Here is a 24830-nt window from a genome sequence, read left to right on the forward strand (position 1 = left end):
CCTCGTACTGGATGTACTTGGGTCGGGGCCCGGTGCGGCGAGAGTGCGTGCATGGCGTCGCGCGGCAGACGGGAGTTTGACGACAGGACCTAGGGATGCGGGCGGCCGTCAGCGCACGGAGACGATCGTCACGGCCTTGACGGGGCCGGCGCCACGCAGGGTGAGATCGAACAGCAGGTCTCCCTTCCCAGGGCGCAAGTCAGCCGTGTGACCAGGGGCGATCTCTCGTTCCGGGTCCTGCAGGCGCTCGCCCGGACGCGGCCCGTGGATGACGGTGACGTACACGGTGGACGGCCCGGTGTTGCGTATCTCCACCCGCATGGTCTTCGAACAGCGCCGCGGCGCGTCGGGCGCGGGGCACACGTAACGCAGATCACCGAAGCCGTACGTGCCGCAGGACAGCTCCTGGTCGGCGAGGAGGACGGAACGGCAGGTGCGCCCGGCACCGACACGGCTGTCACCCGTGACGGCGCCGTCACGCGGGAGCGAGATGCCGAGGGCGACCAGGGTCAGGGCGGCGCAGGCCGGCCACATGGCGGCCGCTATGCGTGCGGGACGTCTGCGAGCGGCCAGCAGCGTGCGGTGACGTGATGCGTTCACTGGAGTCCTCGACACGGTTCGCTGGATTCACACCATCGGCCAACACTGTGTTGACGGGGTTCTCCCACCATGACCAGGCGCCGAGTGAATCTGTGACATGGACGCGCCCGCCCGTCTTCCACCCGTGTGCGGCAGCGCTGTGGCGCCGATGAAGTGACAGGTGGGGCCGTTGTCGTCCGGCACCTCCGGCGTCACCACCGCGGGCGGGACGGTTCACGCCGGGAAGGCGAACAGGCTGTACTCGGAAAGCGTCGTGAAGCCGAAGCGCCGGTACAGCGGCTCGCCCGCAGGGCTCGCCACGAGCGCGGCGGTGTGCATCCCTCTGTCCTGCGCCGTCCGGAGCGCGGCGACCGTCAAGGCCGCACCGATGCCCCGCCGACGATGCGCTTCGGCCACGTGCACGAGGAAGATCCCGGCCACCCCGTGGGCGTTGATCACCACCGTCGACCCGACCACCCGGCCGTCCCGTACCGCGGCCAGCCGGACGATGTCCGCGTTGTCCTCGCGTTGCGACTCGATGCGTACCATCTCCGGCTCCAGGCCGGGCGCGATACCCATCGACGTCCGGTACGTCCGGACCAGGTCCGCCAGCTGTTCGCCGTCCCGCACCGTCTCCACCCGCAGGCCGGCGCGTGCACCGTCCTGACCGCTCGTATCGGGCGTCTCGGCCGGGTGGCCGAGCGGCCTCGCCAGCACCGGCAGGACCGCGAGCTCCTGTCCACCGTGGCGCCGCAGGGCGTCAGCGGTGTCCCCGGGGCTGTCGGGCCCGACCCACCACCACCAGGGAAGACCCGCCAGGTCCCGGCGGACGCCCGCCACGGCCGGCCCGATCGCGGACGTGGACCGCACGCGCACCACGCCGTTGAACTGCGGGGTGGCGAGCCCGCTGCGGAACTGATCGACATCGGACCCTGGGTGGCTGTCCGCATCCCAACCCATGAGGTACTGGCGGAAGTTGGCGAACACCGACGCCATCGGCCCGGGGTCCCGGGCAGTCTCCCGGATGTGCGTCCGGCCATCGTCTGGCGTGCCGATCGCCCTTGCTGCATGCATCATGAACACGGCCTTCTCGCGTCGCGGGTTCTGACGGGTGCTCGGTGAGTGTAGTGCCGTACGGGGTGAGGTTCCCGGCGGAAGGTCCAGGACGAGGCGGTACCCTCTACGGCCGCGCACCAGGCGCTCTGCCGCTCCCGGGTCTGTTCTGGTGCTGGGAGTGCCCTTGGGGTTGGCGGCGTGCGGATCGCTGGCCGGTACGGCCCCCAGAGCCCCGCCCACCGCCGAGGCCGGCAGGGGCACCGTCATGCCACTGTGCCCACCGTGTGCGTTATGGTCTTGGCCAGCGCTCTCCAGCCCATGACTGTCCTCCGGAGCGAGGATCAGCGACGGCTGTCGTCAGGGACCGTCCTACGGCCCGCAGGTCGCTTTCAGCGTTATCACCCGATCACGTCAGAAGGAATCGGATGCGCATCAAAAACGCGAGCGTCGTGCTCGCAGGTACCGTCGTACTGGCCGCTTTGGCCGTGACACCCGCCGGTGCCGCCACCACCAGCCTTCCCAGCCCATCGGTCACGGGCGTGCTCGCCGTGCAGAAGCAGGCGATGGCTTACGGGGCGCCAGGCGCGCTCACCCGCATCGACTCCGGTGCCTCCAGCTACCGGATCTCCGTGGGGAAGGCGGACACCGCCGCCGGCACCGTGATGGACGCCGACCGCAGGTTCCGCGTCGGCAGCGTCAGCAAGAGCTTCACCACCGTGGTGCTGATGCAACTCGTCGCCGAGGGCCGCATCGACCTGGACGCGTCGGCGAACGACTACCTCCCCAAGCCGCTGCCGGACGACCGCATCACCGTACGGCACCTGCTGAGCCACCGCAGTGGCCTGTGGGATTACACGAACGACATGTTCTATCACACCGTCCCGGGCTTCGAGGCTGTCCGGAACAAGGTGTTCACGTTCCAGGAACTGATCGACCTGTCGACCGCGCACCAGCCCACCAACCAGCCGGGGGCCGCCTACAGTTACTCCAACACCAACTTCGTGGTGCTGGGCCAGATGATCGAGCACGTCACCGGTGTGCCGATGGCCACGCAGTACGACCAACGGATCTTCCAGCCGCTCGGCCTGAAGAACACCTCCTACGTGCATCCGCGGACGACCATCACGGGCTCCTACGCGCGGGGCTACGTCCGGGACGACGACCCCGCGCTGCCGCTGGTGGACTCGACCGAGCAGACCGTCTCCTGGGCTCAGTCCGCCGGAGCCGTGATCTCGAACTCGGCGGATCTGAACCGGTTCTTCACCGCGGTCGTCACCGGCAGGCTCGTCCCCCAGCCGCAGTTGCAGGAGATGATGAGCATGGTCCCGGTGAACGCGGACGGCACCCAGTCCTACGGGCTCGGCCTGCGAGGCAGGAAGCTTTCCTGCGGCGTGACGGTCTACGGTCACACCGGCACCGTTCAGGGCTACTACACGTACGCCTTCACGACGGCCGACGGTACGCGCAGCATGACGTCGATGGCGAACACCTCCAACAACGGCACCGTCAACACCGCCCTCGGCGGCACCCTGGAGGCTGCGTTCTGCGGCGTGGACCCCGTCAAGAACAGCAAGGTCACCCGCTCCGGCGGTGAGGCTTTCACCGAAGACGTCGCCCCCCAGATCGTCCGACACTGAGGCTCCACACACCCGGGCGGTGACCTGGTCACCCCTGGGATGCCGCGGCGCCGGCCGGCGGAGGCCGGCGCCGCGGACCCGCCTCTCCGTGCACGGGGGGCGTTCTGTTCCTCAGACCTTCGTCACGGACGCCCGCCGATGTCACAGACCAGGTGCCTGTCCGGTCACACCTCCAGCAACCCGGGCCCATGAAGGGATGACGGACGATGACACCTCACGGGGATCTCCCCGCACCGCAGCAGGGCCTCCTTCTCACGCACTTCCTGACGGTGCGCGATGTCGCGGTGTCCCGCTGTTTCTACGCCGATGTCTTCGGCGGCGAGGTCGTGATGGAGGAGAATCCGGCGATCGTCAAGGTCGCCAACACCTGGATCATCATGAACCCCGGTGGCGGTCCCACCCCCGACAAGCCAGGGGTCACACTAGAGGCACCACGAAGTGATGAGCGTGTTTCCGGTTTCCTCAATGTGCGAGTGGCCGACATCGCTGCCTTCCACGCGCATGCCGTCGCGAACGGTGCCGACTTCCTCACCGAGCCCATTGACCGCGGATCCGAGCTGCGCTGCTACTTCCGTGACCCCGACGGCTACCTCATCGAGGTGGGTCAGTCCACCGGTCTGCTCGCGGGGATCCACGCGCCCACCCCGGAAGAGTCCAGTTGAGCACCGTCACGCGGTTCCGTCCCTAGGGGGAGTTCCCGGATGAAGGTCGTTGTGTTCGACGACGGCGGGCTCTTTGGCGCCGAGACCGCTCTCTGGGTCAGGGATCACGGACACGAGGTCGACCTGATCTCGGCACCCGGCGGTCTTGACTCGCTCGCACGAGAAGAGATCGCCGAGTCCCTGCGCCATTGTTCGGTAGTGATCGACCTCTCTCGTCAGCCGTCCCTGAACACCGGGATCGTCACCGATGATGACGGCCTCGTCATGGACGAGGAGGCCCTCGTCGCGTCATGGCGACGTTCCACCAGCGCCCTCCTCCAGGCCGAGACGGCCGCCGGTGTCGAACACCATGTTTCCCTGTCCGTGGTAGGTGTGGACCGTATAAGAAGTGAGGGTGCCTTCCGCGCCCTTCAGGCGCACGAAACCATGATTCAGCGGTCCGGCATTTCGTATTCCATCGTGCGTTCCACGCAGATGTTCGAGTCGGTGGAGGACATAGCGACTGCGGGCACCGAGGACTGGATCGTCTGGGTGCCACCGGTCGAAGTGCGCCCGGTGTCCGCGACCGACGTTGCCACCCTGCTTGCGCATACCGCCGTGTCCCGACCCCTGATGGGCGTCCGTGAGATCGCCGGCCCTGAGAGTTTCAGGCTGGACGCGTTCGTGCGTGCCGCACTGACCACCGTGCACGCCGAGCATCGTCATGTCCTCACGGACATCCGCAGCCCCTTCTTCGGTGCGCGTCTTCGGTCCACGGACCTTTTGCCGGGTGCGGACGCCTTCGTCGCGCGGACGAGCTACCGCGAATGGTGCGCCAGTCGACCCGGGCGGGAGAGCGCCGAGAGACCTGGAAGCGGTCAGTCCCCGGACGGCGCCGAAAGGCCCCGTCCCGGATCGTCCGACGAAGGCTGCTGCTGAGAATGAAGTACTCGAATCGCACGGGACCAACGCCGTCTGACGTGTCTCAGAGGCTGGACTGCGGCCTTCCGGGGCGCAGAAGCGCCGCTGGTCCCGCACCGATCGTCTCAGGGACTACTGGCGCTGAGATCAGATGGTTCTGTCTCCAACTGCTGTCGGATCTCGGCTCACTGGAGCGGGCCGTGGGGTTCCGTGCCCAGCCCGACGGCAGCCTGAGCTGTGTCACCGATATCGGTTCGCGCGCCTGGGACCGGCTGTTCGCCGGACCATGTCCAGCCAGGCTGCATCCTTTCCGGGAACTCAACGGTCCGGTGCACCGGGCCGTGGCCACCCCCGGCGACCTGCTGTTCCACATCCGCGCTTCGCGGCTGGACCTGTGCTTCGCGCTCGCCACGGGAGTCATGAACCGACTGCCCGGAGCGGTCACGGTCCGAGACGAGGTGCACGGTTTCACGTACTTCGACGAACGTGACCTGCTCGGCTTTGCCGACGGCACGCAGAATCCGACGGGCCCGGCGGCGCGCGCGGCCGTGCTCGTCGGCGAGGAGTCCCCCGGTTCACAGGCGGCAGCTATGTCGTCGTGCAGAAGTACCTGCCGCCGGAAGCTGTCCGACGTGGAACTGGCGGACGACGCCAAGCCGGCGGACTCACACGTTGCTCTGACGACGGTCACCGACGCGGACGGCAACGAGCGCGAGATCCTCCGTGACAACATGCCCTTCGGATCCGTGGGCCGTGGGGAGTTCGGCACCTGTTTCATCGGCTACGCGCGCACTCCGGAAGTCACGGAGACGATGCTGGAGCGCATGTTCCTGGGCACGGCGTCAGCGTCCTACGACCGCATCCTGGACTTCTCCACCCCGGTCACGGGCTCCCTGTTCTTCACGCCGACCGCGGACTTCCTGGAAGACTTGCCCGACCCGCCGGTCGCTGCGCCCTCCGCTGCTTCCCCGACCGCGGGGCCGGACTGAGGATCCGCGGTACCTGCGAGGACAGGACTGCGCGGGCGCACACGCTGCGGCGGGGCGACCGTCGCCGCGCCCTGCGCGAGGGGAGGGGCCGTACGCCCGTCGTGTGCCCCGGCGACGGGGCGTGCGGGCCGGCTCCTCCCGTTGCCGGCCGCACGACGTCTCAGTTCAGGGGACGAGGTGGCCGGCCTGGTGGGAGGGCCGCGTGGCCGGTGACAGGGGGGCACCGGCGGTGAGCCCCTTGCCCTCGCTCACCAGCCACTCACCCATGGCCACATGAGGTGCACCCGCGGCAACCTCCGGGACACGCATCAGTTCTGTCATGCCTCTCCCTGAGGCGTCCTAGACGGCCTACAGCGCGGCCAGCACTTCGTCGGTCCGGGCGATGGCGGCCGGTTCCCGGACCGTGCTCCTGCTGGGCGAGGCCTCAAGTCGCTTGCCGGGCGCGTCGAGGCAGTCGAACAGGCGCCTGGAGATCTCGTCGCCCAGCCAGGCGCCGTAGGAGGTGCCTCGCGCCCCTTGCTCGACGACGAGGGCCCGGTCGGTGCGGCGCATGCTTTCCTCAATCGACCGCGATGACACGCGCGGCCGGGACGGCGCCCAGCCCCGCGTCCGATGCCACCCACCTGCCGTCCCTGCGGACCTGAGCGGAGTCCACGCCGTGAACAGGCTTCTGGGGCGAGAGCTGTTCGTCGGCGCCCCACGCCGCCTACGCCGGAACGGCGGTGTGCGGCTGCGATCGCCGACCCGGCCGGGTGCCGCTCCGTATGCCCTTACGCCTCTTCGTTGACCCAGCTCATCAGCTTGCGCAGCTGCTTGCCGGTGGTCTCCAGCAGGTGCTCGGAGTCCTGCTTCTTGTACTCGTTGTACTTCTTCAGGCCGCCGTGGTACTCGTCCATCCAGTTCCGGGCGAAGGAGCCGTCCTGGATCTCCGCGAGGACCTTCTTCATCTCGGCCTTGGTGGCGTCGGTGATGATGCGCGGACCGGTGACGTAGTCGCCCCACTCGGCGGTCTCGGAGATGGACCAGGGCGGCGTGCCTGCCGAGAGCGAGCCGAGGGTGAGCACTGTGCCTCCGGAAGCGGGGAACACGGAAAACAGGGCCGGGGAAGCCGACGTGCGTCCTGCCAGGGCAGGAGCTCGGGCGCTGCGTCAAGGCGGCCGCTCGCCGGCCCGGCGGTCGAAACACTATCTCACACCGTGCGTCGACGGATGCGGGCGCGTCCAGAGCCTGTGAAGGTGATGGCGCATGACCGTGTCACAGAGACGTGGCCTGCCCTGTCAGTGAGGTGACTCCAGGGTATGCGCCTGCGCTTTCGGCGGCGAACGAACAGCCTCGTCATCCGGGCAGCCACTTCGGCGTTTCGACGTCAGTTGCCGCAGGTGCGTCCCCTTGCGCCTACGACAACCGGAATGAGCGTCTCCTCCATGTCTCACACCCAGTCCCACGAGTACGACACCGCCTCGGCGACAGGCATCGCCACGCTGGACGACCTGCGCAGGCACTTGCAGTGGGCCATCGAACTCGAACATGCCACGCTGCCGCCCTACCTCACGGCCCTGTACTCCCTCGACGCCGAACGGAACGCGGAGGCCGCACAGCTCATCGGAGGTGTCTTCGTCGAGGAGATGATTCACCTCGCCCTGGCTGCGAACCTCCTCAACGCGGTCGGCGGACAGCCCCGCCTGGATGCGCCGCACCTGCTGCCCCCACACCCGCGGCCCATGCCGCACGCCGACCCGTCCATCGAACTGTCCCTTCTGCCGTTCGGGCCGGAGGCTCTCGAGATGTTCCTCCGCATCGAACAGCCGGCGCACCCGGGAGATCCGGCCGAGGGCGACAACTACGAGACGATCGGGCAGTTCTACGACGCCGTCGAGAAGGGGCTGCGGCGCCTGTGCGCCGAGCTGGGTGAGGACCAGGTCTTCACCGGTGACCCCGCCCGTCAGGTCTCCGGCGGCCCGTTCGCCCACACGGCAGGGCACCTCAACCCTGTCACCGACCTCGGTTCGGCGCTCGCGGCGCTTGAGGAGATCGTCGAGCAGGGTGAAGGCGCGGCCCGTGCCGACGTCTGGGACGGCGACATGGACCTGTTCCACCCGAAGACCAAGGCGGTCTCCCACTACTACCGTTTCCAGGAACTCGCGATGGGACGGCGTTACCAGCCCGGTGACACGCCCAAGTCCGGCCCCACCGGGGAGATCGTGACCGTGGACCGCGCCGGCGTCCTCCCCTTGCGCCCTAACCCGCGGCTGGAGGACCACCCCGAGGGCAGCGCGATCCGCACCGCGCAGGAAGCGTTCAACCAGACGTACTGCAAGATGCTGCAGCAGCTCGAGCAGGCCTTCAACGGCAACCCGGCGATGCTGGGAATGTCGGTCGGCACGATGTACGCGATCAAGGGACAGGCACAGAGCCTGATGGCCATGCGGGACGACGACGGACTGGCCGCCGCCCCCACCTTCGAATACGTCGCACCCGAAGACCGCGCCTGAGTCGTCCGCCCCCGACGCTGGGACCGGGCCGAGCGACTCCGACTCCTGAGGACGGTCCCACCCTGCCGGCGGTCCAGGTGCATGCCGTGTTGACCGGCGCGGCGCGCAGCGGACCCTCCAGGGTTCCCGGGCGTCCTGCCCAAGCCGTAGCCGAACCGTCCCAGCCCTCATACGGAGGGCTGGGACGGCTCGGCTGCGACCGTCCGGAGGACAGCCTCGGGGCCCACCGCCAGAGCCCGACCGACCCGGAACCCCCGGGCAGTGGCTGGAAGCTGAAGGCCGCCACCTCCCACCCCGGGCCCTGAGCGGCCGGGCCGCTCCAGGCGCATGGTGCCGGGCGGCGTGGTGGGGAGGGGCCGTAAGCCGGGCACAGGGCGCACGCTGTTGGGGGCCGACCCGTGTCTAAGAGGCCCTAACAGAACTTGTTGATCAAGTAACCATCGGCCGGTGTGCTCGTTGGTCGGGTCGTGGGGAAGCGTCAGTCGCGGCCGTGGATCGTGTCGGACGAACTGTGGTTAATCCGGCGAGGACACCCGCCTCGACCACCTCGGCGTCGAGGTCGAGACCACCGAGCAGGTCACCGCTGCCACCACCCGCCTCAAGGACGCCGGCCTGGCCACCTTCGAGGAGAACGACACCTCCTGCTGCTACGCGCTGCAGGACAAGACGTGGGTGACCGGTCCGGGCAAGGAGCCCTGGGAGGTGTACGTGGTCAAGGCCGACGCCGACACCCTGGAGAAGACCAGCACCGCTCCGGGCGCCTGCTGCGGCACGACCGCCTGCTGCACCCCCGACGAGCAGGCCGTCGACCCGACCCAGACCCCGACCGAGGCCAAGGCCGCTGCGAGATGCGCCTGCGGCAGCTGACCAAGGCGCCCGCAACCTCCTGCTGCAGGCACCAAGGCCGGCACTCTGCACGCGCACAGTTGCGAGGGGCCCGAGCTGAGCGCGGTACTTGGCCAGCGGAGCCAACTACCGTGCTCGGTCACAACACCCAAGAGCGCATGCTGCGTTACATCCGCCAGCACATCGCCGACCACGGACAAGCATCGACGATGCAGCAGCTCGGCGCGGCCGTCGGCATGCGGGGCCGGGCCTCCGTGCACTACCAGCTGGGCGAGCTTGAGGCGAAACGCGCGATCGTCCGCGAGCCGGGGCGATCGCGAGGGATCCGCCTCGCATGACCGGCGCCGGCCCCTACCACTTGCTGCGCGAATCCGGCGGCCGACCGGGGCAGCACAGCTGGTGGCACCGAGAGGACACGCCGACGCTGTCGACTACCTTGTCCACGCCTCCGGACAGCGCGAAGATCGCATCGCCCCGTGTTCGGTCTTGCTGTTGACGTAGCCCGCAGCGCCGAGGCGGACGAGGGCTCATCCGCGGCGTTGTTGCGCACGGTCGCGTAGACCTGGGCGCCGGCGGCCCGAGCGAAGTGCAGGGCGGAGAGCGCGACGCCGCCGCTGCCGATGATCAGAACGGTGCTGTTAGCGGTGATCGAGTGGTCTCCGTAGAGGGCGTTCCAGGTGGTCAGGGCTGCCACGGGCAGGGTGGCTGCCTCGGGGTGGTCGAGCCGTCGCCCTCATGGGGGCTGGGGTGTTTGCCGCCGTGATTACCGTCATCGTCACCGTGGGCGGCCGCGTGACTTCGGCGCCGCTGTCCGCGAAGCGATCGGCCCTCTCGTGTTTACGCGGCGAGGCGTTCGGCGAGGGCCTTGGCCTTGATGGCCGCGTCCTGAAGGGCGCGGTCACGGGAGCTTTCGAAGAGGGGCACCAGTTCCGCCATGGCCGGGTTGTGCGGGGCCATGGTGAGTTCCGGGACGATGAAGTCGAGGTCGAGGGCGAGCATTTCGGCGAGGGTCGCCGTCAGGTAGTTCTGCACGTACTCGTAGTGCTCCTTCGGGGTGCCGGGCGCGTAGGAGCCGCCGCGGCTGGCGACGACGGTGACCGGGGTGCCCTTGGCGGAGGGGCTCTCGCCCGAGGTGCGGCCGTAGAGGATCACGTTGTCCAGCCACGCCTTGAGGGTCGACGGGATCGAGTAGTTGTACATCGGCGCGCCGATCAGCACCGCGTCTGCACGCTCCAGTTCCTCGATCAGCTGGAGGCGTTCAGCGAAGGCGGCGGCTTGCTCGGGCGTGTGGGCGTTCGGATCGGCGAAGCCCGCGGTGTGTGAGGCGGCGGTGATGTGCGGGACGGGGGTGACGGAGAGGTCGCGGTAGATCACCGTGGTCTCCGGGTGCTGCTCTTGCCAGGTTTTGCGGAAGGTCTCCGTGACGGCGCGGGAGGCGGAAGCGCCGTCCGGGAACACGGAGGAGTCGATGTGCAGCAATGTCGCCATGGATTATCTCCAATAGGGGGTGACATGACGGGCTGGGCGCCTGTGCGGGTGCCGTAGGGCTCGTGGTCGGTGAGTTCGATGGGGCCGGCGGCGGTCAGGCCGGCGGCCAGGGGCGCAGGACGCCGTCGGGGTCGTAGCGCTTCCACAGGTCGGTGACGCGGGTGCCGGCTGGTTCGGGGTAGGCGCGTGCGAACGTCGTCTTGTCAGGATTGCTCTCGAAGTTCACGTAGGCGCCGTCGGTGTGTGGGGCGAGGGGCGCCCAGGCGGCGGTCAGCGTGGCGCGTTCGTCCGGCGGGAACGCCGAGGCGGTGACGAGGGTGTTCTGGTGGCGGTGTGTGAACGCCATCGCAGAGGGGGCCGGGTCGTGAACCGCGCCGCCGAGCGCACGCAACTGGACCAGGACCGGGTCGGGGGCGGCGGACGCCGCGACCAGGGCGCGGGCAGCGTCCGGGGTCATGTCGGTGAGCAGGCCGTTGGTCGTGCTGGAGGGCATCTGCCCGGCGTTGGGGTGCAAGTGGAGCGGTGGGACCAGCTCTGTGTAGGGGACGACATGGGCCTGCTGGGCCATGATGTCACCGATGCTGAGCAGCGGTTCGATGGCGTCGCGGATGACGGACGGGCTGTCCGATGCCACGACGGCGGTGATGAACGCGGTGGTGGCGGCGCCCTGCGAGGACAGCATCACCGCCGTCGACAGCTCGCGCGGCGCCCGCGCCATGACGGACTCCCAGCGCCGCAGCGTCTCCCCGGCCGGGTCCACCGCCGCGACCAGCTGTGCATAACCGACGTCACGAAGCTCCATGGCCTCGATTTCGAATGCCACCGCGATCCCGGCACCCGCACCGGCGCCGCGCATCACCCATAGCAGGTCGGGCTCGGCCTCGGCATCGGCGCGCACGGCCGATCCGTCGGGCAGGACGACCTCGACGGCGCGGATGCGGTCGATGGTGAGCCCGTACTGTCGTACGAGCCATCCGACGCCACCCCCGGTGGCGATGCCTCCGACACCGACGTTGCCGTGGTCGCCGGAACTGATGGCGAGCCTGTGGGGGGCGAGTGCCTGGGCGACCTGGGCCCAGCGGGCGCCCGCCTCGACGCGGACCAGTCGGGAGCCGTGGTCGAGGACGTCGACTCGGTGCAGCGCGCTCAGGTCGATGACGAGCCCGCCGTTGTTGGTGCCGCTGCCGGACAGGCCGTGCCCGCCGCTGCGGACGGCCACCCGAAGCCCCGTCTCCCGCGCGAACCGCAGCGCCGCCGCGACATCGCCCGCGGACTCGGGCAGGGCGACGGCGGCTGGGTGGCCCACGGCCGTGTAGGTGGAGCGGAGCAGGGGGTAGCGGCGATCGTCGGGCGTGACCAGCTTGCCGGCGAGCTCGACCGGCACGGTGGAGGGGGTGCCGTTCATCGCCCCCTCCGGAGGGCGCCGACGCGCTCGCGCACCGCGGGCACGACCTCGCCGGCGAAGAGCGTGAGCTGCTGCTGGGGGTCAGCGGCGGGCCAGAAGACGAAGGTGTCGAAGCCGAGTTCCACGGCCCACTCGGCGAGGGTGTCTGCCCACCGCCGCACATCGCCGACGAGCCCTGGTCCGTCCATGTGGTCGCCGATCACGCCGATCACGTTGTAGACGCGCCGGAGCGTCCTCGGGTCGCGGCCTGCGTCGGCGACCGCCTCGTCGATGATCCGCTGACGCGAGGGCACCTCCTGCGGCGGGACGTAGATGTTCAGCGGAGAGATCCAGCCGTCGGCCAGCCGGCCGGCGACGGCGAGCATCCGCGGCTTCTGGGCGCCGAGCCAGAGCTCGACGGGCTTCGGGGGCACCGGTCCGGCGCGGTAACCGCCGACGGCGTGGTACTGGCTGTGCAGTCGTACGACGCCCCCGGACAGGGCCGCGCGCAGGAGCCCCAGGGACTCCTGGGCGAATGCCACCATGTCCTGTCCGCGTCGCGCCGGTCCGCCCATCGAGGCGATGGCATCGGGGATGCCGCCCCCGCCGACCCCGAGCTGGATCCGTCCGTCGGTGATGACGCCCAGCGACGCGGCGGCCTTGGCGAGCATCACCGGCGGGCGCAACTGCAGGTCGGCGACGTCGGTGAGGAAGGAGATACGGTCGGTGACCGCGGACAGATGCGTGATCAGTGTCCACGTGTCGAGGTGGCCGGGCTGGTAGGGATGGTCCTGGACGGCGAGGTAGTCCAGCCCGGACTCCTCCGCCGTCCGCGCGAGGCGCCGGGTCTGCGCCCAGGTCCCGGCGGAGGGGTCGAGGCTCACTCCGAAGGCGAGTGGGCGTCCGTAGTCGGTCATGCATCTACGGTGCGCCGGACCGCCCCACCGCCAAAACGGCGGGTAAGGTGCTAATCTTTTGTAAGTGGACTCCATTCATGACGACACCTGCCCGAGCTTCGAGGGGACCCTCGAACTGATCGGACGCCGCTGGACGGGTTCTGTACTGCAGGCCGCCGACCGTGGAGCCCGGCGCTTCGGCGAGTACCGGGCGGTGATCGACGGCATCTCCGACCGGCTGCTCTCCCAGCGCCTGAAGGAACTCGAGGCCGCAGGCCTCATCGAGCGCACCATCATTCCCACTACGCCCGTACAAGTCCGCTATCGGCTGTCCCCGGACGGCCAGGCACTGGTGGACGCCCTGCAGCCGCTCGCGCAGTGGAGCATGCGCCGCTCGGGGCCCAGGGGTGCCGGGCGCGTTCCGTCGTCGACGTAGCCTCCGGCTAGCAACGAAAAGAAGGCGCGAGCACTCGACGCCGCCGGGCCGTACCGCCGGCAGCATGCGGCGGCGCGCACCGCGCCCGGCCGGTCGTGGCCACCGCGCACATGGCCTCGCGCAGGCCGCCGCCGCGCAGGACTGCCTGGACGTGCCCTGACCGGCTGCGTCAGCCGCAAGCCCCACGACGTCCTGAAACGGTCACCGCCATCGGCGTGCACCTGCCAGTTCCCGCGGATGTACCACCCACTTAGCTGTCCGTGGCGATGCGCACGGCGTCCCCGGACGTGCGGGCGGAGTCGTCCAGTGAGGCGAGCAGGCGCAGTCGATCTTCGGAGTCGCTGCCGGGGCGGGCGTGGTAGGTGACGAGGGTCTGTCCGTGGGTGCCGGGGATGAGCAATTTCTCGTAGTGCAGCTCCAAGGGACCGACCTGGGGATGTTGCAGCGAGCTGGTCCCGGTGGCCTTGTGCTTGACGTCCTGACGTGCCCACAGCTTGCGGAAGCGATCACTGCGTACGGAGAGCTCACCCACGATCTCGACGAGTCGCGGATCGTCGACGTCCGGGCCGACGACGGACCGCAGGTAGGGCACGATCCGGGCGGTCATCTCCTCCCAGTCGGCATGCAGCGCGCGCAGTCCTGGTTCCAGGAAGGCGTCGAGAATGCTGTTGCGGCCGGGCGCGTTGAACGGTGAGAGGGCGACGGCCAGGGGGTTGGCGGCGAGAACATCCATGTACGTGTCGTGGACGTACGCCGGGGTCAGCGGCCAGGTGTTGATCAGGATGCGGATGCCGTCGCCGACTTTCTCGGGGCGGCGGGAACGCCGACGGCGGGTGCTGGGAGAGGTGGCCAGCTGGACGAGGTAGGCGGTGGCCTCCTCGTCCAGTCGCAGTGCGTTGGCGATGCTGACCAGGACCTGCTCGGAGGGGTGCCGGTCACGGCCTTGCTCCAGCCGAACGTAATAGTCGGAGCTGACACCGGCGAGGAAGGCGACCTCCTCCCTGCGCAGGCCCGGGACGCGCCGGTTGCCGGTGTCGGGGATGCCTACCGTGGCGGGCTGGACGAGTTCCCGGCGGGCGCGCAGGTACTTGGCCAGGGCTCCCGGATCACCGTTGGCTGTCATGCGTTCCAGCGTAGGCATGCGCCTGCCCGTCCGGGTGGCCCTGCCAGTCCCAGTCTCAGGCGGTCCTGGTCGGCCCGCTACAGGTTGCGCACAGTGGCAGAAGTACGGCCGCAACCGACAGGGACAGACGGTGAGCGGCATCCCGCCCCGCCGGGGGCAGGCCGACGCAGTGCCCTTGGGACGCTCGTCGTACTGGTCACATACCGGTTCGGCCGTATGCCCGCACTTACATTCCGACCGAGGAACGCCCATGTCCGAACTCTTCCGCACTCCCTTCGACCGCCACTCGACCACTTCGGAGGTGATCGACGGCGTCGACCTCTCCGGCAAGCGCGCCGTGATCACTGGCGCCACATCGGGCATCGGCGTGGAAACCGCCCGGGCACTGGCGTCCGCCGGCGCAGAGATCACCCTCGCAGTCCGGCGCCCCGACGCCGGAGAACAGGTTGCAGCCGATCTGCGGACCAAGACCGGCAACGACGCCATCCACGTCGCCCGGGTGGACGTGGCGGACCTGGACTCCGTGAACGTGTTCACCGCTGCCTGGGCCGGCCCCCTGCACATCCTGGTCAACAACGCCGGGATCATGATGCTCCCCGAACTGGAGCGGGGCACCGGCGGCCACGAGCAGCAGTTCGCCACCAACTACCTGGGACACTTCGCCCTGGCCCTGGGCCTGCACAGCGCACTCGCCGACGCCGGCGGTGCGCGCATGGTGACCGTTTCCTCCAGCGGGCACCTGTTCTCCCCGGTTGTCTTCGACGACCTCGACTACCGCTTCCGCCCCTACGACGCGCTCGGCGCCTACGGACAGTCCAAGACCGCCGAAGTGCTCCTCGCCGTCGAGGCGGACCGTCGTTGGTCGAGCGAGGGCATCAGGGCGAACGCGCTGCATCCCGGGGCGATCGCCACCAATCTGCAGCGGCACACCGGCGGCCTGAAGACACCTGAGCCCTACCGGAAGACCATTGAGCAGGGTGCGGCCACCTCCGTCTTCCTCGCCGCCTCCCCGCTGGCCGAAGGCGTCGGCGGACGCTACTTCGAGGACGTCAACGAAGCCCCGCAGGTTACCTCACGGCCCACCCGACTGGGCGTGCCCGGAGTGGCGGCCTACGCACTCGATGCCGCGAACGCCGAGCGCCTGTGGGACCTCGGCACCACCATCCTGCGCTGACCGCGGTCATGAGCTACGACGGAGATCCCCAAGGAAGCAGGCACATGAGCAACATCAGAAGAGTCGGTTTCATCGGGCTCGGTGACCAAGGCGGGCCCATGGCCGAGGCGATCGGCGAGCAGGGCTTCGAGCTGCATGTATGGGCGCGCCGACCGGCGTCGTTGTCCGCCGTGGCGGCTGTGCCGCACGTGGTGCACGATACGGTGGCCGACCTGGCGGCCTCCGCGGAACTGATCGGGCTCTGCCTGCGCGACGACACGGACATCTGGAGCCTGCTCGACGACCAGCGACTCCTGGGGAACACCGCTCCCGGCACGATTATCGTCAACCACGGGACAGGCGACCCCGCCGAGGCCGAGCGGATCGGCGCGCACATCGCCGAAGCGGGCGCGGTCTATCTTGACGCACCCGTCAGCGGCGGCGGTCCGGGCGCCCGCGCCCGCACCTTGACCACATTCGTCGGCGGGCACTCAGACACCTTCCGCGCCGCACGCCCGGTGTTCGAGGCTTTCAGCGACACCGTGCGGCTGATGGGCCCGGTCGGGAGCGGACAGCTCACCAAGCTGTTCAACAACGCACTGACCATCACCAACATGAAGAACGCCGAAGACGTTCTCGCCCTGGCCGAACAGATCGGTCTCGACCTACCCACACTGATCGAGACCATAGGCGCCAGCAGCGGTGGCAGCGCGGCACTCCGCGCTCTCGGCACCGACATCACCCCCGACCTCGCCGAACACCTCCACCCGCTGATGCGCAAGGACATGCAGCACTTCGCGCATGCCGTACGCGAGCGCGGCGCACGTCCCGACGAAGTCCTGGCACGCGGTGAGGCCGGCGCGTCCGGTCTGGTCCAAGCCGCCCGCCTGGTCGCCCGGGCCAGGACCTGAATCTTCCACGGCGGAGGCCCGCCCGGCCGACTGAGCAGCGGGACCAGGGTTCACCGGTAGTGGGCGGGGCTGTCCCCGTCGAAGGCCGGCGTCCACCACATGCCGTATCTCTCACCTGGCTGGAGAATCGGCTGCAAGTGAGTATGGAACTCCGCCGCTGATAGGGGTCGGAAATGGGAGAGCACATCCTTGAGCCGGAGGCTCAGGAAATCGCGGACGCGACAGCGAACCCGCCCTACCTGTACGAACTCGGTCCGGAGGGCGCCCGTAAGGTACTCGACGACATCCAGGCTGCCCCGGTCGACAAGGTCGAGGTCGGCGAGGACAAGTGGATCACCGTGCCGGCAGAGGTGGGCGATGTCCGGGTCCGCCTGCTCAAGCCGCTGGGTGCCGAGGGCCCTCTGCCGGTGATCATCTACATCCACGGAGGTGGATGGATCCTGGGCAACTCGGGTACACACGACAGGCTCATCCGCGAGCTGTGCGATGGTGCGAAGGCGGCGGTGGCCTTCGTCGAGTACGACCGCTCCCCGGAGGCCCGCTACCCGGTGGCGATCGAGCAGGCCTACGCGACCGCGCAGTGGGTCACGAGGAACGGGGCGGACGAAGGACTCGATGTGAGCCGTATGGCAGTCGCCGGTGACTCGGTCGGAGGAAACATGACGGCCGCCGTCGCGATCATGGCCAAACAGCGGGGCGACGTGAGCTTCGTCCATCAGTCGATGTACTACCCGGTCACGGACGCTGCACAGGACACCGACAGCTACCGGGAGTTCGCCAACGGCCCCTTCCTCACGGCGAAGGCCATGGAATGGTTCTGGGACGCTTACATCCCCGGCAACGGCGCACACCGCAGCGAAATCACGGCGTCGCCGCTGCGCGCCACGCCGGAGGAACTTGCCGGACTCCCGCCGGCCCTCGTGATCGTCGACGAGAACGACGTGCTACGTGACGAAGGCGAAGCTTATGCACGCAAGCTGACCCAGGCCGGCGTTCCGACGACCAGCGTCCGCTACAACGGCATCATCCACGACTTCATGATGCTCAACCCCGTACGACCGACCAACGCCACCACTGCCGCCATGGAGCAGGCCATTCGCGCCCTGCGAAAGGCATTCAAGAGTGACTAGACAGTGCCCTGCATGAGGCGGATGTCGCTACGCTCACCATCATCGAAGCTGCACACGGATCGGCCGGCGTTCACTGCGGCCAGCGCCAACGTGTGACCTCGCTGCCCGGCAGCTGTCGAGCGGGCTCTACGTGCAGCTGTTGAAGCCCAGGGATTCGACGAACTCACGACCACGACGTCCGGACCGGCCCCGGTGATCGCGATCGCTTGCGCGCGGTGGTGCCCGCTCGCGGGGCGCCCTGTTCCAGGTCGTCGAGTAGTTCGACCGCGCGCGATATCACGCGCTACGGCTTCCGAGGCATCGAACGTGGTGCCGCGTGGGGTGGCCGGAGGTGGGCGTTCATCCGGTCCGCATCTGCTTGTCCGCCGACATCACGAGCCCTCTAGCCGACCACTGTGTGCCACGGTCCGGCAGGGCCGGCCAGGTGCGGTCGAGCCGCGCCGGCCGGCTCTGTCGTGGTCACTCCGCTGACTGGAGTTCCGAAGTCTCCGCGCTCTTGGCCGCGACGACCGACTGGTGCTGCGGCTTGCCTGCGTTGACGGCGAGGAACGCGACTAGTGCCGCCGCGACGAGGAATCCGGTGCCCCACCAGTAGGCAACGGAGTAGCCGTGGACCAGCGACAGGCCAGGGAGGGAGGCGGTGCCGTGATGGGAGGCGACGTACCCGGTGGTGGCGCTTGCGGCGATGGTGTTGAGCAGCGCGGTGCCGATGGAGCCGCCCATCTGCTGCGAGGTGTTGGTCATGGCGGAGGCGACCCCGACGTCGCGGGGTTCTACACCATGAGCGCCCAGACTGAAGGCGGGCATGAACGCCGTGCCGATACCGGCGCCCACCACTATCTCGGCCGCTGCGATGTACCCGAACGAGGAACCGACGTCAAGCAGCGCGAGCATCAGCACACCGATACCAGACACCGCGTATCCGGCAGCCATCAGCAGGCCGGGGCGGACCCGGTGCGCGAGGCGGGCACCGATCTGTGTGGAGCCGATGGCCTGCGCGGCGGCCATCGGAACGAAAGCCGCTCCGCTCTGCACTGGTGTGTATCCCTTCACCAACTGGAAGTAGTAGCTGAGGAAAAGGAACATGCCGAGCATGGACATGACCGACAACGCCAGGGAGAGATAGGAGCCGGCGCGGTTGCGTTCTGTGAGGACGCGCAGCGGCAGCAGTGGTGACGTCACCTTGGCCTCAAGCAGGACGAAGGCCACCAGCAGGACGGCGGACAGGACGAACATGCCAATGGTCACGCCCGCGCCCCAGCCGTCGCTCTCCGCCTTGGCGAAGCCGAACACCACGGCGACTGCGCCGCCGCTGGCCAGAATGGCCCCCGGCATGTCCAGCCGACCGCGATCCGTGTGCGCGCCGGGGTCACGCACCACGGTCAGGACACCGATGATCCCGATGGCCGCGATGGGGAGGTTGATGTAGAACCCCCAGCGCCAGTCGGCGTACTCGGTGAAAAACCCGCCGAGCAGCAGGCCCAAGGCGCCGCCCGCGGTGGCTATGGCGCCGTAGACGCCGAAAGCCTTGGCGCGCTCCCTGGCGTCGGTGAAGGCCAGGGAGATCAGCGCCAGGGCGGCAGGAGCGAGGAGCGCGCCGAACACGCCTTGAAGGGCACGGGCAGTGAGGAGCGTTGGCAGATTCTGCGCCGCACCGCCGAGGCGCCCGAGGCCAGGGCGAAGCCGACCAATCCGATCACGAACACCCTCTTGCGCCCCCAGAGATCGCCCAGCCGTCCGCCCAAAATGAGCAGACCTCCGAAGGCCAAGCCGTATGCGGTGATGACCCACTGTCGGCCGCCGTCGGTGAAGTGGAGGTCGTGCTGAGCGGACGGCAGGGCGATGTTCATGATCGCCCCGTCGAGGAAGACCATCAACTGGGCGATGGCAATGAACAGCAGGGCCAACCAGCGTCGGGGGTCGGGATGGTGGACGTCTTGGGACATGACTTGCATTCCTTTGAGGTGTCGTTCGTCGGCCGGGTTCTCCGGTCGCGCTGCGTCAGCGGAAGCGCCGTGCCGGTGAGCGGGGGCGCGTTTTTTGGCATCGATCAGGCGGTGCGGAGGAGAGGGCGTCGCGCACCGTGCGCATGTCGTCGGCCGGATGTCGGGCGAGGCGGGCGTCGTTTCAGGTCATGCCGTGGGCCTGGTCGGCGACCCGTACGTCGCTCCAGATCCGCCGAGAGAACAACGTCGTCCTCGGTGCCGTCGATCTCCCAGCGGAAGTCGTCACTCTGGGTGGTGCAGCTGCGGTTAGGTCACCAATGCGGCCGCTGTACCCGTCAGCAAGCCGACCTCGTCGGTGACGGCAGCGAACCCCCCGCCCTGGATTCAAACTCGAACGATCGTTAAATTATGTGGGCAAAAAAACGCCTCCATGACATGCGGCGCCGGTCCCGGCCGGGTGGTTCCGGCGCCGCACACTCAACGAAGGCAGTTCAGGGCGACCTCTGCAGCCCGCGTCAGCGCGCTGCGATCCGCATTGATGGCACCCATGACCCGTAGCCCCTGGAAGGTCATGACCAGGAATCCTGCGAGATCCGCGGCGCTCCGGTCGGCCGCTATCTCGCCACGTCCCTGCGCCTCGGCGATCACTTCGAAGAGTGTCAGTTCAAGCAATTGCGTCGTCGTGCGGAGCCGCTCGGCCACCTTCGCATCGCTGTGTGCACGCTCCATGGCCGCCCCTACGATCAGGCAGGATGCCTGACCGGGGCCACAGGTGATCTCGTCTATCACCGCTTCGAAAGCCGCACGGACCGTCTCCCGCACGTCACCGCCGGCGCGCAGCATCTCGATGAACGGCAACGCATAGCGCCGCCGGTACAAGTCCAGTGCGGCCAGGTAGAGACCCTCCTTGCTGCCGAAGGCCGCGTAGAGCGAACCACTGCCGATATCCATGGCCTCGGCCAGGTCCCGCACGGACGTGCCGCCGTATCCGGTTTGCCGGAACGCCTCCATCGCTGCGGTGACGGCGGCTTCGGTGTCGAACTCACGAGAGCGTGCCATACGCCCACCGTACCTCTGTAGCGAGCGATCGCCAAATAATTATGAGTGCTGGCCGTAAGTGGTCGAGCGGCGGCTGCTCCGGTGGATGCGAGACGCGCGAGGCCGACGCCGCCTTGGCCTCCGGTGTCCCGTCATACACCGCACTTCGCGAGCGGCGGCCAGGAGATGCCCGGCTGACCGGACCCGGTGTTCTGCAGGAGACCGCCTTCTGCGTGTTGATCCACGCGCCGCCTGTTCTTGTGTTCGGGACCCGCCTTTTTTGACGCTCCGTTCCATATGCGCTTCACTGGGTCGAGCCCACCGGCCGGGATGCTCGGTGAGTGCCGACTTCCTCCATGACGGCGAAGTAGCAGCCGCCACCACAAGCCTCGCCCTTCGGGTCGGGTCCGACATGTGCCCGTCACCCTCCTGCGTGGCCGCGACGCGGCCCCCTGCCCACGCCCTCACAAGGTCCGTCTTGCAGGAGCGATGAGCAGCATCGGTGCCGGCGTCATCGGCGCGAGCCAGGGCCTCCATCGCCCGCATCCCCGACCTGACAGCCCTGACTGGATGCGAAGTGCGGGGCGACAGTTATCAACGACGGCAACACCATCATCGCCACGACACCCCAACGCGGATCTCAGCCATCGGCACTGTTGAAGAACGGGGCCGCCGTCTCAGTCCTCACCTTGCCGGGGACCTCACCCTCCAGACGGACCCCGGCCGGCTACCTCCCTGCTACGACGATCCAACTTCGATCAACATCAAGAGGAAGCATGAAAACAGTAGGAGTATCTGAATTCGGAGGGCCGGAAGCCTTGCGCGTCTTCGAGGTGCCCGAGCCTCATTCCGGCCCCGGGCAGGTGCGCATCCGGGTGCACGCTGCCACGGTGAACCCTGGTGACCGCTACTTGCGTAACGGGGCACTGGGCCGTACGTCCCCCGCACCCCCGTACGTCCCCGGCATGGAGGCAGCCGGGGTGGTGGACGAGATCGGCAGCGGCACCGACACCGACTTGCGCCTGGGAGACCGCGTGATGGCGATGGTCAACCCGACCACTCTCACGGGCGGCGCCTACGCGCAATATGTTGCCCTGCCCGCGGACCAGGTGGCCCGCGCGCCACGGGGGGTGACCCATGCCGAAGCGGCCACCTTGCCCATGAACGGGCTGACGGCGCGGCTCGCTCTCGACCTGGCCGGGCTCTCACCGGGGCAGATACTCGCGGTCACCGGCGCGCCGGGAGCCGTGGGCGGTTACGTGACCCAGTTGGCCACAGCGGACGGACTCACCGTCGTCGCGGACGCCTCGCCGGCCGATGAGGAACTCGTGCGCTCGTTCGGTGCCGACGTCGTCGTACCCCGGGGGGCCGATGTTGCTCAGCACATCCTGCGAGCGGTGCCGCGAGGCGTTGCGGGGCTGATCGACGCTGCCGTCATCGGATCGGCGGTGGTGGCGCCCGCCGTACACGACGATGGCGTCATCGTCACCGTCCTCGGCGAAGGATCCCGCGCCCTTAGCCCCGACGAGATGGGGCGCCGGTCCCTGCGCTTGCGCACGGCCTTCGTCCCAGACTACCTAGGCGACCGCAGCCGACTCGACCGGCTGCGTCAACAGGCCGAATCAGGAGCGCTTTCTCTCCGCGTAGCTCGTACCTTCCCTGCCGAACAGGCAGCAGAGGCTCACCGCCTGATGGAGGCCGGCGGCATCCGTGGCCGCCTCGTCCTGGAATTCTGACCCCCTCCACCTACCTTCGCCGGCGGTACTCGAGGAACGGAGGAGAGGCATCCACCAGCCGGACAGGGCGCCGGTCCGCAGTGACGCCGCTGCGCCCCGGCGGTCGGTTCCGCCGTACACCGTCGAAGGCGCCCCGCACAGGTCCACCGGTGGGCGTCCTGTGACATTGAAGGAAGGCCACGGCTATCGGCCAGGCCTCCTTGTGCCCGCAGTGGTCCGCCCAGGCGAAGGACGCATGGTCGGGCCACTGCAGGCGAGGCGCCCCTTCAGCTGAGCGACCGGCGTCGAGCAGGCAGGTTCGTCGGCCTATGGGCGAACGGCTTCTCCGCCGTCACAGCACCTCCCACAGCGGCTCTGGCTGGGCCGGCGCACCTCCGCACCACACCGCCGCCTCCGTGCGTCCAGTGTCGCGCTCGATCGCGAGGTCCAAGATGTGACCGCCGGGGCGTTCGATACAGATAGACAGAGCGCTTTCTTGTCATATCGTTCCACATAAGGTTCACTGAGATGGCAGCGCCTGATCGCGACACACCGGTAGCAAGGCATTCCCACGGTCGAGTGCCAGGCCGGTCGCCCAAGGGCCCAGACCCTCAGTGCCCGTCGCCCACGTACTGGGGCGGCGTCGAAAGGAATCAGCATGGACACGCACGAATCCCGCACGCCCTCAGCATGGCGTTCACGTATGGTCGGCGCAGCCGCGGTAGCCGCACTGCTGGTCGGCGGGGGTGCGGGCGCGGCGGCCTGGGCCTCCCCGTCCGCGTCCGCGGCGCATCATCCGGCCCAAACCGCTGCGGCACGCGACGCGGCCACACTGCAGCAGCTGGCTGACGTCGAGGACATCCGCCAGGTGAAGGCACGCTACTTCCGCTACCTCGACAGCAAGCAGTGGTCCAAGCTGGCCGCCCTCTTCACCGCCCACCCCACCATCGACGTGGGCGCGAAGTACAGCAGCGGCAAGGAACTCGCCGAGAAGACGGCGGCGCTCCTGGGTGACGCGCCCACTGCCCACCAGGGTTTCCTGCCCGAGATCGAGGTGCGCGGAAACCGTGCGTCAGCGATCTGGGCGATGGAGGACTACGTGAGTTTCCCGCCGGGCTCGAGCTACAAAAACGGCTTCCACGGTTACGGTCAGTACCACGACACCTATCAGCGCATCAACGGTCACTGGTACATCTCCAGCACCGTGCTGTCCCGGTTCCGGGAGGACCCCGTCCCCAACTGGACGCCGTCCGCCGCACAGAAGTAATCGTCGACCACAACCCTCGGCCCGCACAGGGCCGCTCTCACAGGAGTGACAACATGAGCACCATTGGTGTCGGAATCATTGGTGGCAGTCCGGGTGGCTGGGCCTCCATCAGCCACATCCCGGCTCTGCGGGCGCTACCGGACTTCGAGCTCCGGGCCGTCAGCACCTCGCGCCGCGAGTCCGCGGAGGCGGCCGTGCGGGAGTTCGGCGTCGAGGCGGCCTTCGACAACCATGCCGCGCTGCTGGCCCACCCGGGGGTCGACGTCGTCGTGGTGGCGGTCAAGGTTCCGCACCACCGGGAGCTGGTCTCGGCGGCGATCGACGCCGGGAAAACCGTCTACTCCGAGTGGCCGCTCGCCCTGAACCTGGCCGAGGCCACCGAGCTGACCCGGCGCGCGGAGGCCGCCGGAGTGCGCACCGTCATCGGCCTCCAAGGGCGTTACCATCCCGAGTTGCGCTACGCGCGGCGCCTGATCGAGGACGGCCGAATCGGCCGGGTCATCGGCACCACCCTGGTCGGCTCCGGAATGGTCTGGAACGGGCAGACCACCAAAGCGCACACCTACTGGTACGACGACACCCAGGGCGCGACCCCCCTGTCCGGCGCCGCCCTGCACGCCATCGACGCGCTCAACGTCACCCTCGGGGAGTTCGAGCACCTGTCGGCCAATCTCGTGCGCGGCCGCACGGAGGTGACCGTGACCGACGATGGCGACACCGTCATCCCGGTGACCGCCCCGGACCAGATCTCCCTCATCGGTACGCTTGAGAACGGCGCCGCCGCCTCGGTCTTCTACCGCGGTGGTGCCTCGCGCGGCGACAACTTCCGCTGGGAGATCAACGGCACGGACGGTGACATCGTCCTGACCGCCCCCTGGGGCAACGTCCAGGTGACCGACCTCACCCTCCAGGCCGGCTTCGGCGAGGATGCGACAGTCTCCACGCTCGAAGTGCCCGCCGAGTACTCGGCCGACATCCCTGCGGGCCTCATCGGTCCGGCCAAAAACGTTGCCGCGCTCTACACCCATCTGGGACGGGACCTGCGCGAGGGAACCCGCACGGTTCCCGACTTCGCTTACGCCCACACCCGCCACCAGCTCCTGCACGCCATTGGGAACGCATCACGGCAGAAGACCGCGCAGACCCTCGGCTGAGTCGCGCCAGTTCGCCGCATCACCCCGA

Annotated in this window: 22 protein-coding genes and 3 pseudogenes; 14 read left to right on the top strand and 11 right to left on the bottom strand. The window is 68.7% G+C overall.

Features of this window, described 5'->3' with window-relative positions; all coding sequences use genetic code 11:
- Window positions 1-108: 108 nt before the first annotated feature.
- Together AB0L21_RS23080 and AB0L21_RS23085 are read right to left on the bottom strand one after the other, a co-directional pair.
- Window positions 109-600: a hypothetical protein gene (locus AB0L21_RS23080; RefSeq protein ID WP_365709228.1), complete on the bottom strand. Its 492-nt coding sequence runs from the start codon at window positions 598-600 to the stop codon at window positions 109-111.
- Between the two features lie 213 nt (window positions 601-813).
- Window positions 814-1575, bottom strand: a complete 762-nt coding sequence (locus tag AB0L21_RS23085; RefSeq protein ID WP_365786061.1) for a GNAT family N-acetyltransferase — start codon at window positions 1573-1575, stop codon at window positions 814-816.
- 485 nt (window positions 1576-2060) lie between these two features.
- Here AB0L21_RS23085 and AB0L21_RS23090 point away from each other — a divergent pair, with 485 nt between their 5' ends.
- The 4 genes from AB0L21_RS23090 to AB0L21_RS23105 all read left to right on the top strand — a co-directional run bounded on the left by AB0L21_RS23090 (window position 2061) and on the right by AB0L21_RS23105 (window position 5823).
- Window positions 2061-3272: a serine hydrolase domain-containing protein gene (locus AB0L21_RS23090; RefSeq protein ID WP_365709224.1), complete on the top strand. Its 1212-nt coding sequence runs from the start codon at window positions 2061-2063 to the stop codon at window positions 3270-3272.
- Window positions 3273-3478: 206 nt separating this feature from the next.
- Window positions 3479-3934, top strand: a complete 456-nt coding sequence (locus tag AB0L21_RS23095; protein ID WP_365786063.1) for a VOC family protein — start codon at window positions 3479-3481, stop codon at window positions 3932-3934.
- A 39-nt stretch (window positions 3935-3973) separates the two neighbouring features.
- Complete coding sequence (locus tag AB0L21_RS23100) at window positions 3974-4852, top strand: hypothetical protein (protein ID WP_365786065.1); 879 nt, start codon at window positions 3974-3976, stop codon at window positions 4850-4852.
- A 2-nt stretch (window positions 4853-4854) separates the two neighbouring features.
- Entirely contained in the window at window positions 4855-5823 is a 969-nt protein-coding gene (locus tag AB0L21_RS23105; RefSeq protein ID WP_365786067.1) for a Dyp-type peroxidase, read from the top strand.
- A gap of 165 nt (window positions 5824-5988) precedes the next feature.
- Here the strand turns inward: AB0L21_RS23105 and AB0L21_RS23110 are convergent, their stop codons facing one another.
- The 3 genes and pseudogenes from AB0L21_RS23110 to AB0L21_RS23120 form a co-directional block, all read right to left on the bottom strand.
- Window positions 5989-6144 (bottom strand): hypothetical protein, encoded by a 156-nt coding sequence (locus AB0L21_RS23110; RefSeq protein WP_365786069.1) that lies wholly within the window; start codon window positions 6142-6144, stop codon window positions 5989-5991.
- Window positions 6145-6171: 27 nt separating this feature from the next.
- Window positions 6172-6375 (bottom strand): hypothetical protein, encoded by a 204-nt coding sequence (locus tag AB0L21_RS23115; RefSeq protein WP_365786070.1) that lies wholly within the window; start codon window positions 6373-6375, stop codon window positions 6172-6174.
- A 218-nt stretch (window positions 6376-6593) separates the two neighbouring features.
- Window positions 6594-6848, bottom strand: a pseudogene (locus AB0L21_RS23120) (ketol-acid reductoisomerase); the annotation flags it as partial.
- A gap of 399 nt (window positions 6849-7247) precedes the next feature.
- Between AB0L21_RS23120 and AB0L21_RS23125 the strand changes: the two are divergent.
- From AB0L21_RS23125 to AB0L21_RS23135, 3 genes and pseudogenes are all read left to right on the top strand, one after another.
- Window positions 7248-8315: a ferritin-like protein gene (locus AB0L21_RS23125; RefSeq protein ID WP_365786072.1), complete on the top strand. Its 1068-nt coding sequence runs from the start codon at window positions 7248-7250 to the stop codon at window positions 8313-8315.
- 522 nt (window positions 8316-8837) lie between these two features.
- Window positions 8838-9182, top strand: a pseudogene (locus tag AB0L21_RS23130) (glyoxalase/bleomycin resistance/dioxygenase family protein); the annotation flags it as partial.
- A gap of 137 nt (window positions 9183-9319) precedes the next feature.
- Window positions 9320-9499 carry a hypothetical protein gene (locus tag AB0L21_RS23135; protein ID WP_365786073.1) on the top strand — a complete coding sequence of 60 codons (180 nt, stop codon included), beginning with the start codon at window positions 9320-9322 and terminating at the stop codon, window positions 9497-9499.
- Between the two features lie 499 nt (window positions 9500-9998).
- Here the strand turns inward: AB0L21_RS23135 and AB0L21_RS23140 are convergent, their stop codons facing one another.
- The 3 genes from AB0L21_RS23140 to AB0L21_RS23150 form a co-directional block, all read right to left on the bottom strand.
- Window positions 9999-10649: an NAD(P)H-dependent oxidoreductase gene (locus AB0L21_RS23140; RefSeq protein WP_365786076.1), complete on the bottom strand. Its 651-nt coding sequence runs from the start codon at window positions 10647-10649 to the stop codon at window positions 9999-10001.
- 94 nt (window positions 10650-10743) lie between these two features.
- Window positions 10744-12054, bottom strand: coding sequence for an FAD-dependent oxidoreductase (locus AB0L21_RS23145; protein ID WP_365786079.1), 1311 nt, complete (start codon window positions 12052-12054; stop codon window positions 10744-10746).
- On the bottom strand, window positions 12051-12950 hold the full coding sequence (locus tag AB0L21_RS23150; protein ID WP_365786081.1) for an LLM class flavin-dependent oxidoreductase: 900 nt from the start codon (window positions 12948-12950) through the stop codon (window positions 12051-12053). The genes AB0L21_RS23145 and AB0L21_RS23150 overlap by 4 nt, the downstream gene beginning before the upstream one ends.
- Window positions 12951-13014: 64 nt before the next feature.
- Between AB0L21_RS23150 and AB0L21_RS23155 the strand changes: the two genes are divergently transcribed.
- On the top strand, window positions 13015-13365 hold the full coding sequence (locus tag AB0L21_RS23155) for a helix-turn-helix domain-containing protein (protein ID WP_365786083.1): 351 nt from the start codon (window positions 13015-13017) through the stop codon (window positions 13363-13365).
- A 250-nt stretch (window positions 13366-13615) separates the two neighbouring features.
- On the opposite strand, the gene AB0L21_RS23160 is transcribed toward AB0L21_RS23155, so the two are convergent.
- Window positions 13616-14488, bottom strand: coding sequence for a helix-turn-helix transcriptional regulator (locus AB0L21_RS23160; RefSeq protein ID WP_365786084.1), 873 nt, complete (start codon window positions 14486-14488; stop codon window positions 13616-13618).
- Window positions 14489-14738: 250 nt separating this feature from the next.
- Between AB0L21_RS23160 and AB0L21_RS23165 the strand changes: the two genes are divergently transcribed.
- The 3 genes from AB0L21_RS23165 to AB0L21_RS23175 all read left to right on the top strand — a co-directional run bounded on the left by AB0L21_RS23165 (window position 14739) and on the right by AB0L21_RS23175 (window position 17682).
- Window positions 14739-15662, top strand: coding sequence for an SDR family NAD(P)-dependent oxidoreductase (locus AB0L21_RS23165; RefSeq protein ID WP_365786085.1), 924 nt, complete (start codon window positions 14739-14741; stop codon window positions 15660-15662).
- A gap of 44 nt (window positions 15663-15706) precedes the next feature.
- A complete protein-coding gene (locus AB0L21_RS23170) occupies window positions 15707-16552 on the top strand; it encodes an NAD(P)-dependent oxidoreductase (RefSeq protein WP_365786087.1) in 846 nt (281 codons plus the stop codon).
- Between the two features lie 173 nt (window positions 16553-16725).
- Window positions 16726-17682, top strand: coding sequence for an alpha/beta hydrolase (locus AB0L21_RS23175; RefSeq protein WP_365709198.1), 957 nt, complete (start codon window positions 16726-16728; stop codon window positions 17680-17682).
- A 459-nt stretch (window positions 17683-18141) separates the two neighbouring features.
- Here AB0L21_RS23175 and AB0L21_RS23180 read toward each other — a convergent pair.
- A pseudogene (locus AB0L21_RS23180) lies at window positions 18142-19628 on the bottom strand (MFS transporter).
- A gap of 477 nt (window positions 19629-20105) precedes the next feature.
- Window positions 20106-20687: a helix-turn-helix domain-containing protein gene (locus tag AB0L21_RS23185; protein ID WP_364868444.1), complete on the bottom strand. Its 582-nt coding sequence runs from the start codon at window positions 20685-20687 to the stop codon at window positions 20106-20108.
- Window positions 20688-21442: 755 nt separating this feature from the next.
- Here AB0L21_RS23185 and AB0L21_RS23190 point away from each other — a divergent pair.
- The 3 genes from AB0L21_RS23190 to AB0L21_RS23200 all read left to right on the top strand — a co-directional run bounded on the left by AB0L21_RS23190 (window position 21443) and on the right by AB0L21_RS23200 (window position 24802).
- Window positions 21443-22402 carry an NADP-dependent oxidoreductase gene (locus tag AB0L21_RS23190; protein ID WP_365786088.1) on the top strand — a complete coding sequence of 320 codons (960 nt, stop codon included), beginning with the start codon at window positions 21443-21445 and terminating at the stop codon, window positions 22400-22402.
- A gap of 637 nt (window positions 22403-23039) precedes the next feature.
- A complete protein-coding gene (locus AB0L21_RS23195; RefSeq protein ID WP_365786090.1) occupies window positions 23040-23648 on the top strand; it encodes a nuclear transport factor 2 family protein in 609 nt (202 codons plus the stop codon).
- A gap of 53 nt (window positions 23649-23701) precedes the next feature.
- The gene (locus AB0L21_RS23200) at window positions 23702-24802 is read left to right on the top strand and encodes a Gfo/Idh/MocA family oxidoreductase (RefSeq protein WP_365786092.1); all 1101 of its coding nucleotides are present in this window, start codon (window positions 23702-23704) and stop codon (window positions 24800-24802) included.
- Window positions 24803-24830: the final 28 nt, after the last annotated feature.

This window comes from Streptomyces sp. NPDC052721, from assembly GCF_040678315.1.
In the GTDB taxonomy this organism is placed as follows: Bacteria; Actinomycetota; Actinomycetes; order Streptomycetales; family Streptomycetaceae; genus Streptomyces.

Excerpts from the sequence above, each read along its gene's own strand:
- AB0L21_RS23085 (WP_365786061.1), bottom strand. The coding sequence starts at position 1,575 with ATGGCGTCGGTGTTCGCCAACTTCCGCCAGTACCTCATGGGTTGGGAT.
- AB0L21_RS23090 (WP_365709224.1), top strand. The coding sequence starts at position 2,061 with ATGCGCATCAAAAACGCGAGCGTCGTGCTCGCAGGTACCGTCGTACTG.
- AB0L21_RS23095 (WP_365786063.1), top strand. The coding sequence starts at position 3,479 with ATGACACCTCACGGGGATCTCCCCGCACCGCAGCAGGGCCTCCTTCTC.
- AB0L21_RS23100 (WP_365786065.1), top strand. The coding sequence starts at position 3,974 with ATGAAGGTCGTTGTGTTCGACGACGGCGGGCTCTTTGGCGCCGAGACC.
- AB0L21_RS23105 (WP_365786067.1), top strand. The coding sequence starts at position 4,855 with ATGAAGTACTCGAATCGCACGGGACCAACGCCGTCTGACGTGTCTCAG.
- AB0L21_RS23110 (WP_365786069.1), bottom strand. The coding sequence starts at position 6,144 with ATGACAGAACTGATGCGTGTCCCGGAGGTTGCCGCGGGTGCACCTCAT.
- AB0L21_RS23115 (WP_365786070.1), bottom strand. The coding sequence starts at position 6,375 with ATGCGCCGCACCGACCGGGCCCTCGTCGTCGAGCAAGGGGCGCGAGGC.
- AB0L21_RS23125 (WP_365786072.1), top strand. The coding sequence starts at position 7,248 with ATGTCTCACACCCAGTCCCACGAGTACGACACCGCCTCGGCGACAGGC.
- AB0L21_RS23135 (WP_365786073.1), top strand. The coding sequence starts at position 9,320 with ATGCTGCGTTACATCCGCCAGCACATCGCCGACCACGGACAAGCATCG.
- AB0L21_RS23140 (WP_365786076.1), bottom strand. The coding sequence starts at position 10,649 with ATGGCGACATTGCTGCACATCGACTCCTCCGTGTTCCCGGACGGCGCT.
- AB0L21_RS23145 (WP_365786079.1), bottom strand. The coding sequence starts at position 12,054 with ATGAACGGCACCCCCTCCACCGTGCCGGTCGAGCTCGCCGGCAAGCTG.
- AB0L21_RS23150 (WP_365786081.1), bottom strand. The coding sequence starts at position 12,950 with ATGACCGACTACGGACGCCCACTCGCCTTCGGAGTGAGCCTCGACCCC.
- AB0L21_RS23160 (WP_365786084.1), bottom strand. The coding sequence starts at position 14,488 with ATGACAGCCAACGGTGATCCGGGAGCCCTGGCCAAGTACCTGCGCGCC.
- AB0L21_RS23165 (WP_365786085.1), top strand. The coding sequence starts at position 14,739 with ATGTCCGAACTCTTCCGCACTCCCTTCGACCGCCACTCGACCACTTCG.
- AB0L21_RS23170 (WP_365786087.1), top strand. The coding sequence starts at position 15,707 with ATGAGCAACATCAGAAGAGTCGGTTTCATCGGGCTCGGTGACCAAGGC.
- AB0L21_RS23175 (WP_365709198.1), top strand. The coding sequence starts at position 16,726 with ATGGGAGAGCACATCCTTGAGCCGGAGGCTCAGGAAATCGCGGACGCG.
- AB0L21_RS23185 (WP_364868444.1), bottom strand. The coding sequence starts at position 20,687 with ATGGCACGCTCTCGTGAGTTCGACACCGAAGCCGCCGTCACCGCAGCG.
- AB0L21_RS23190 (WP_365786088.1), top strand. The coding sequence starts at position 21,443 with ATGAAAACAGTAGGAGTATCTGAATTCGGAGGGCCGGAAGCCTTGCGC.
- AB0L21_RS23195 (WP_365786090.1), top strand. The coding sequence starts at position 23,040 with ATGGACACGCACGAATCCCGCACGCCCTCAGCATGGCGTTCACGTATG.
- AB0L21_RS23200 (WP_365786092.1), top strand. The coding sequence starts at position 23,702 with ATGAGCACCATTGGTGTCGGAATCATTGGTGGCAGTCCGGGTGGCTGG.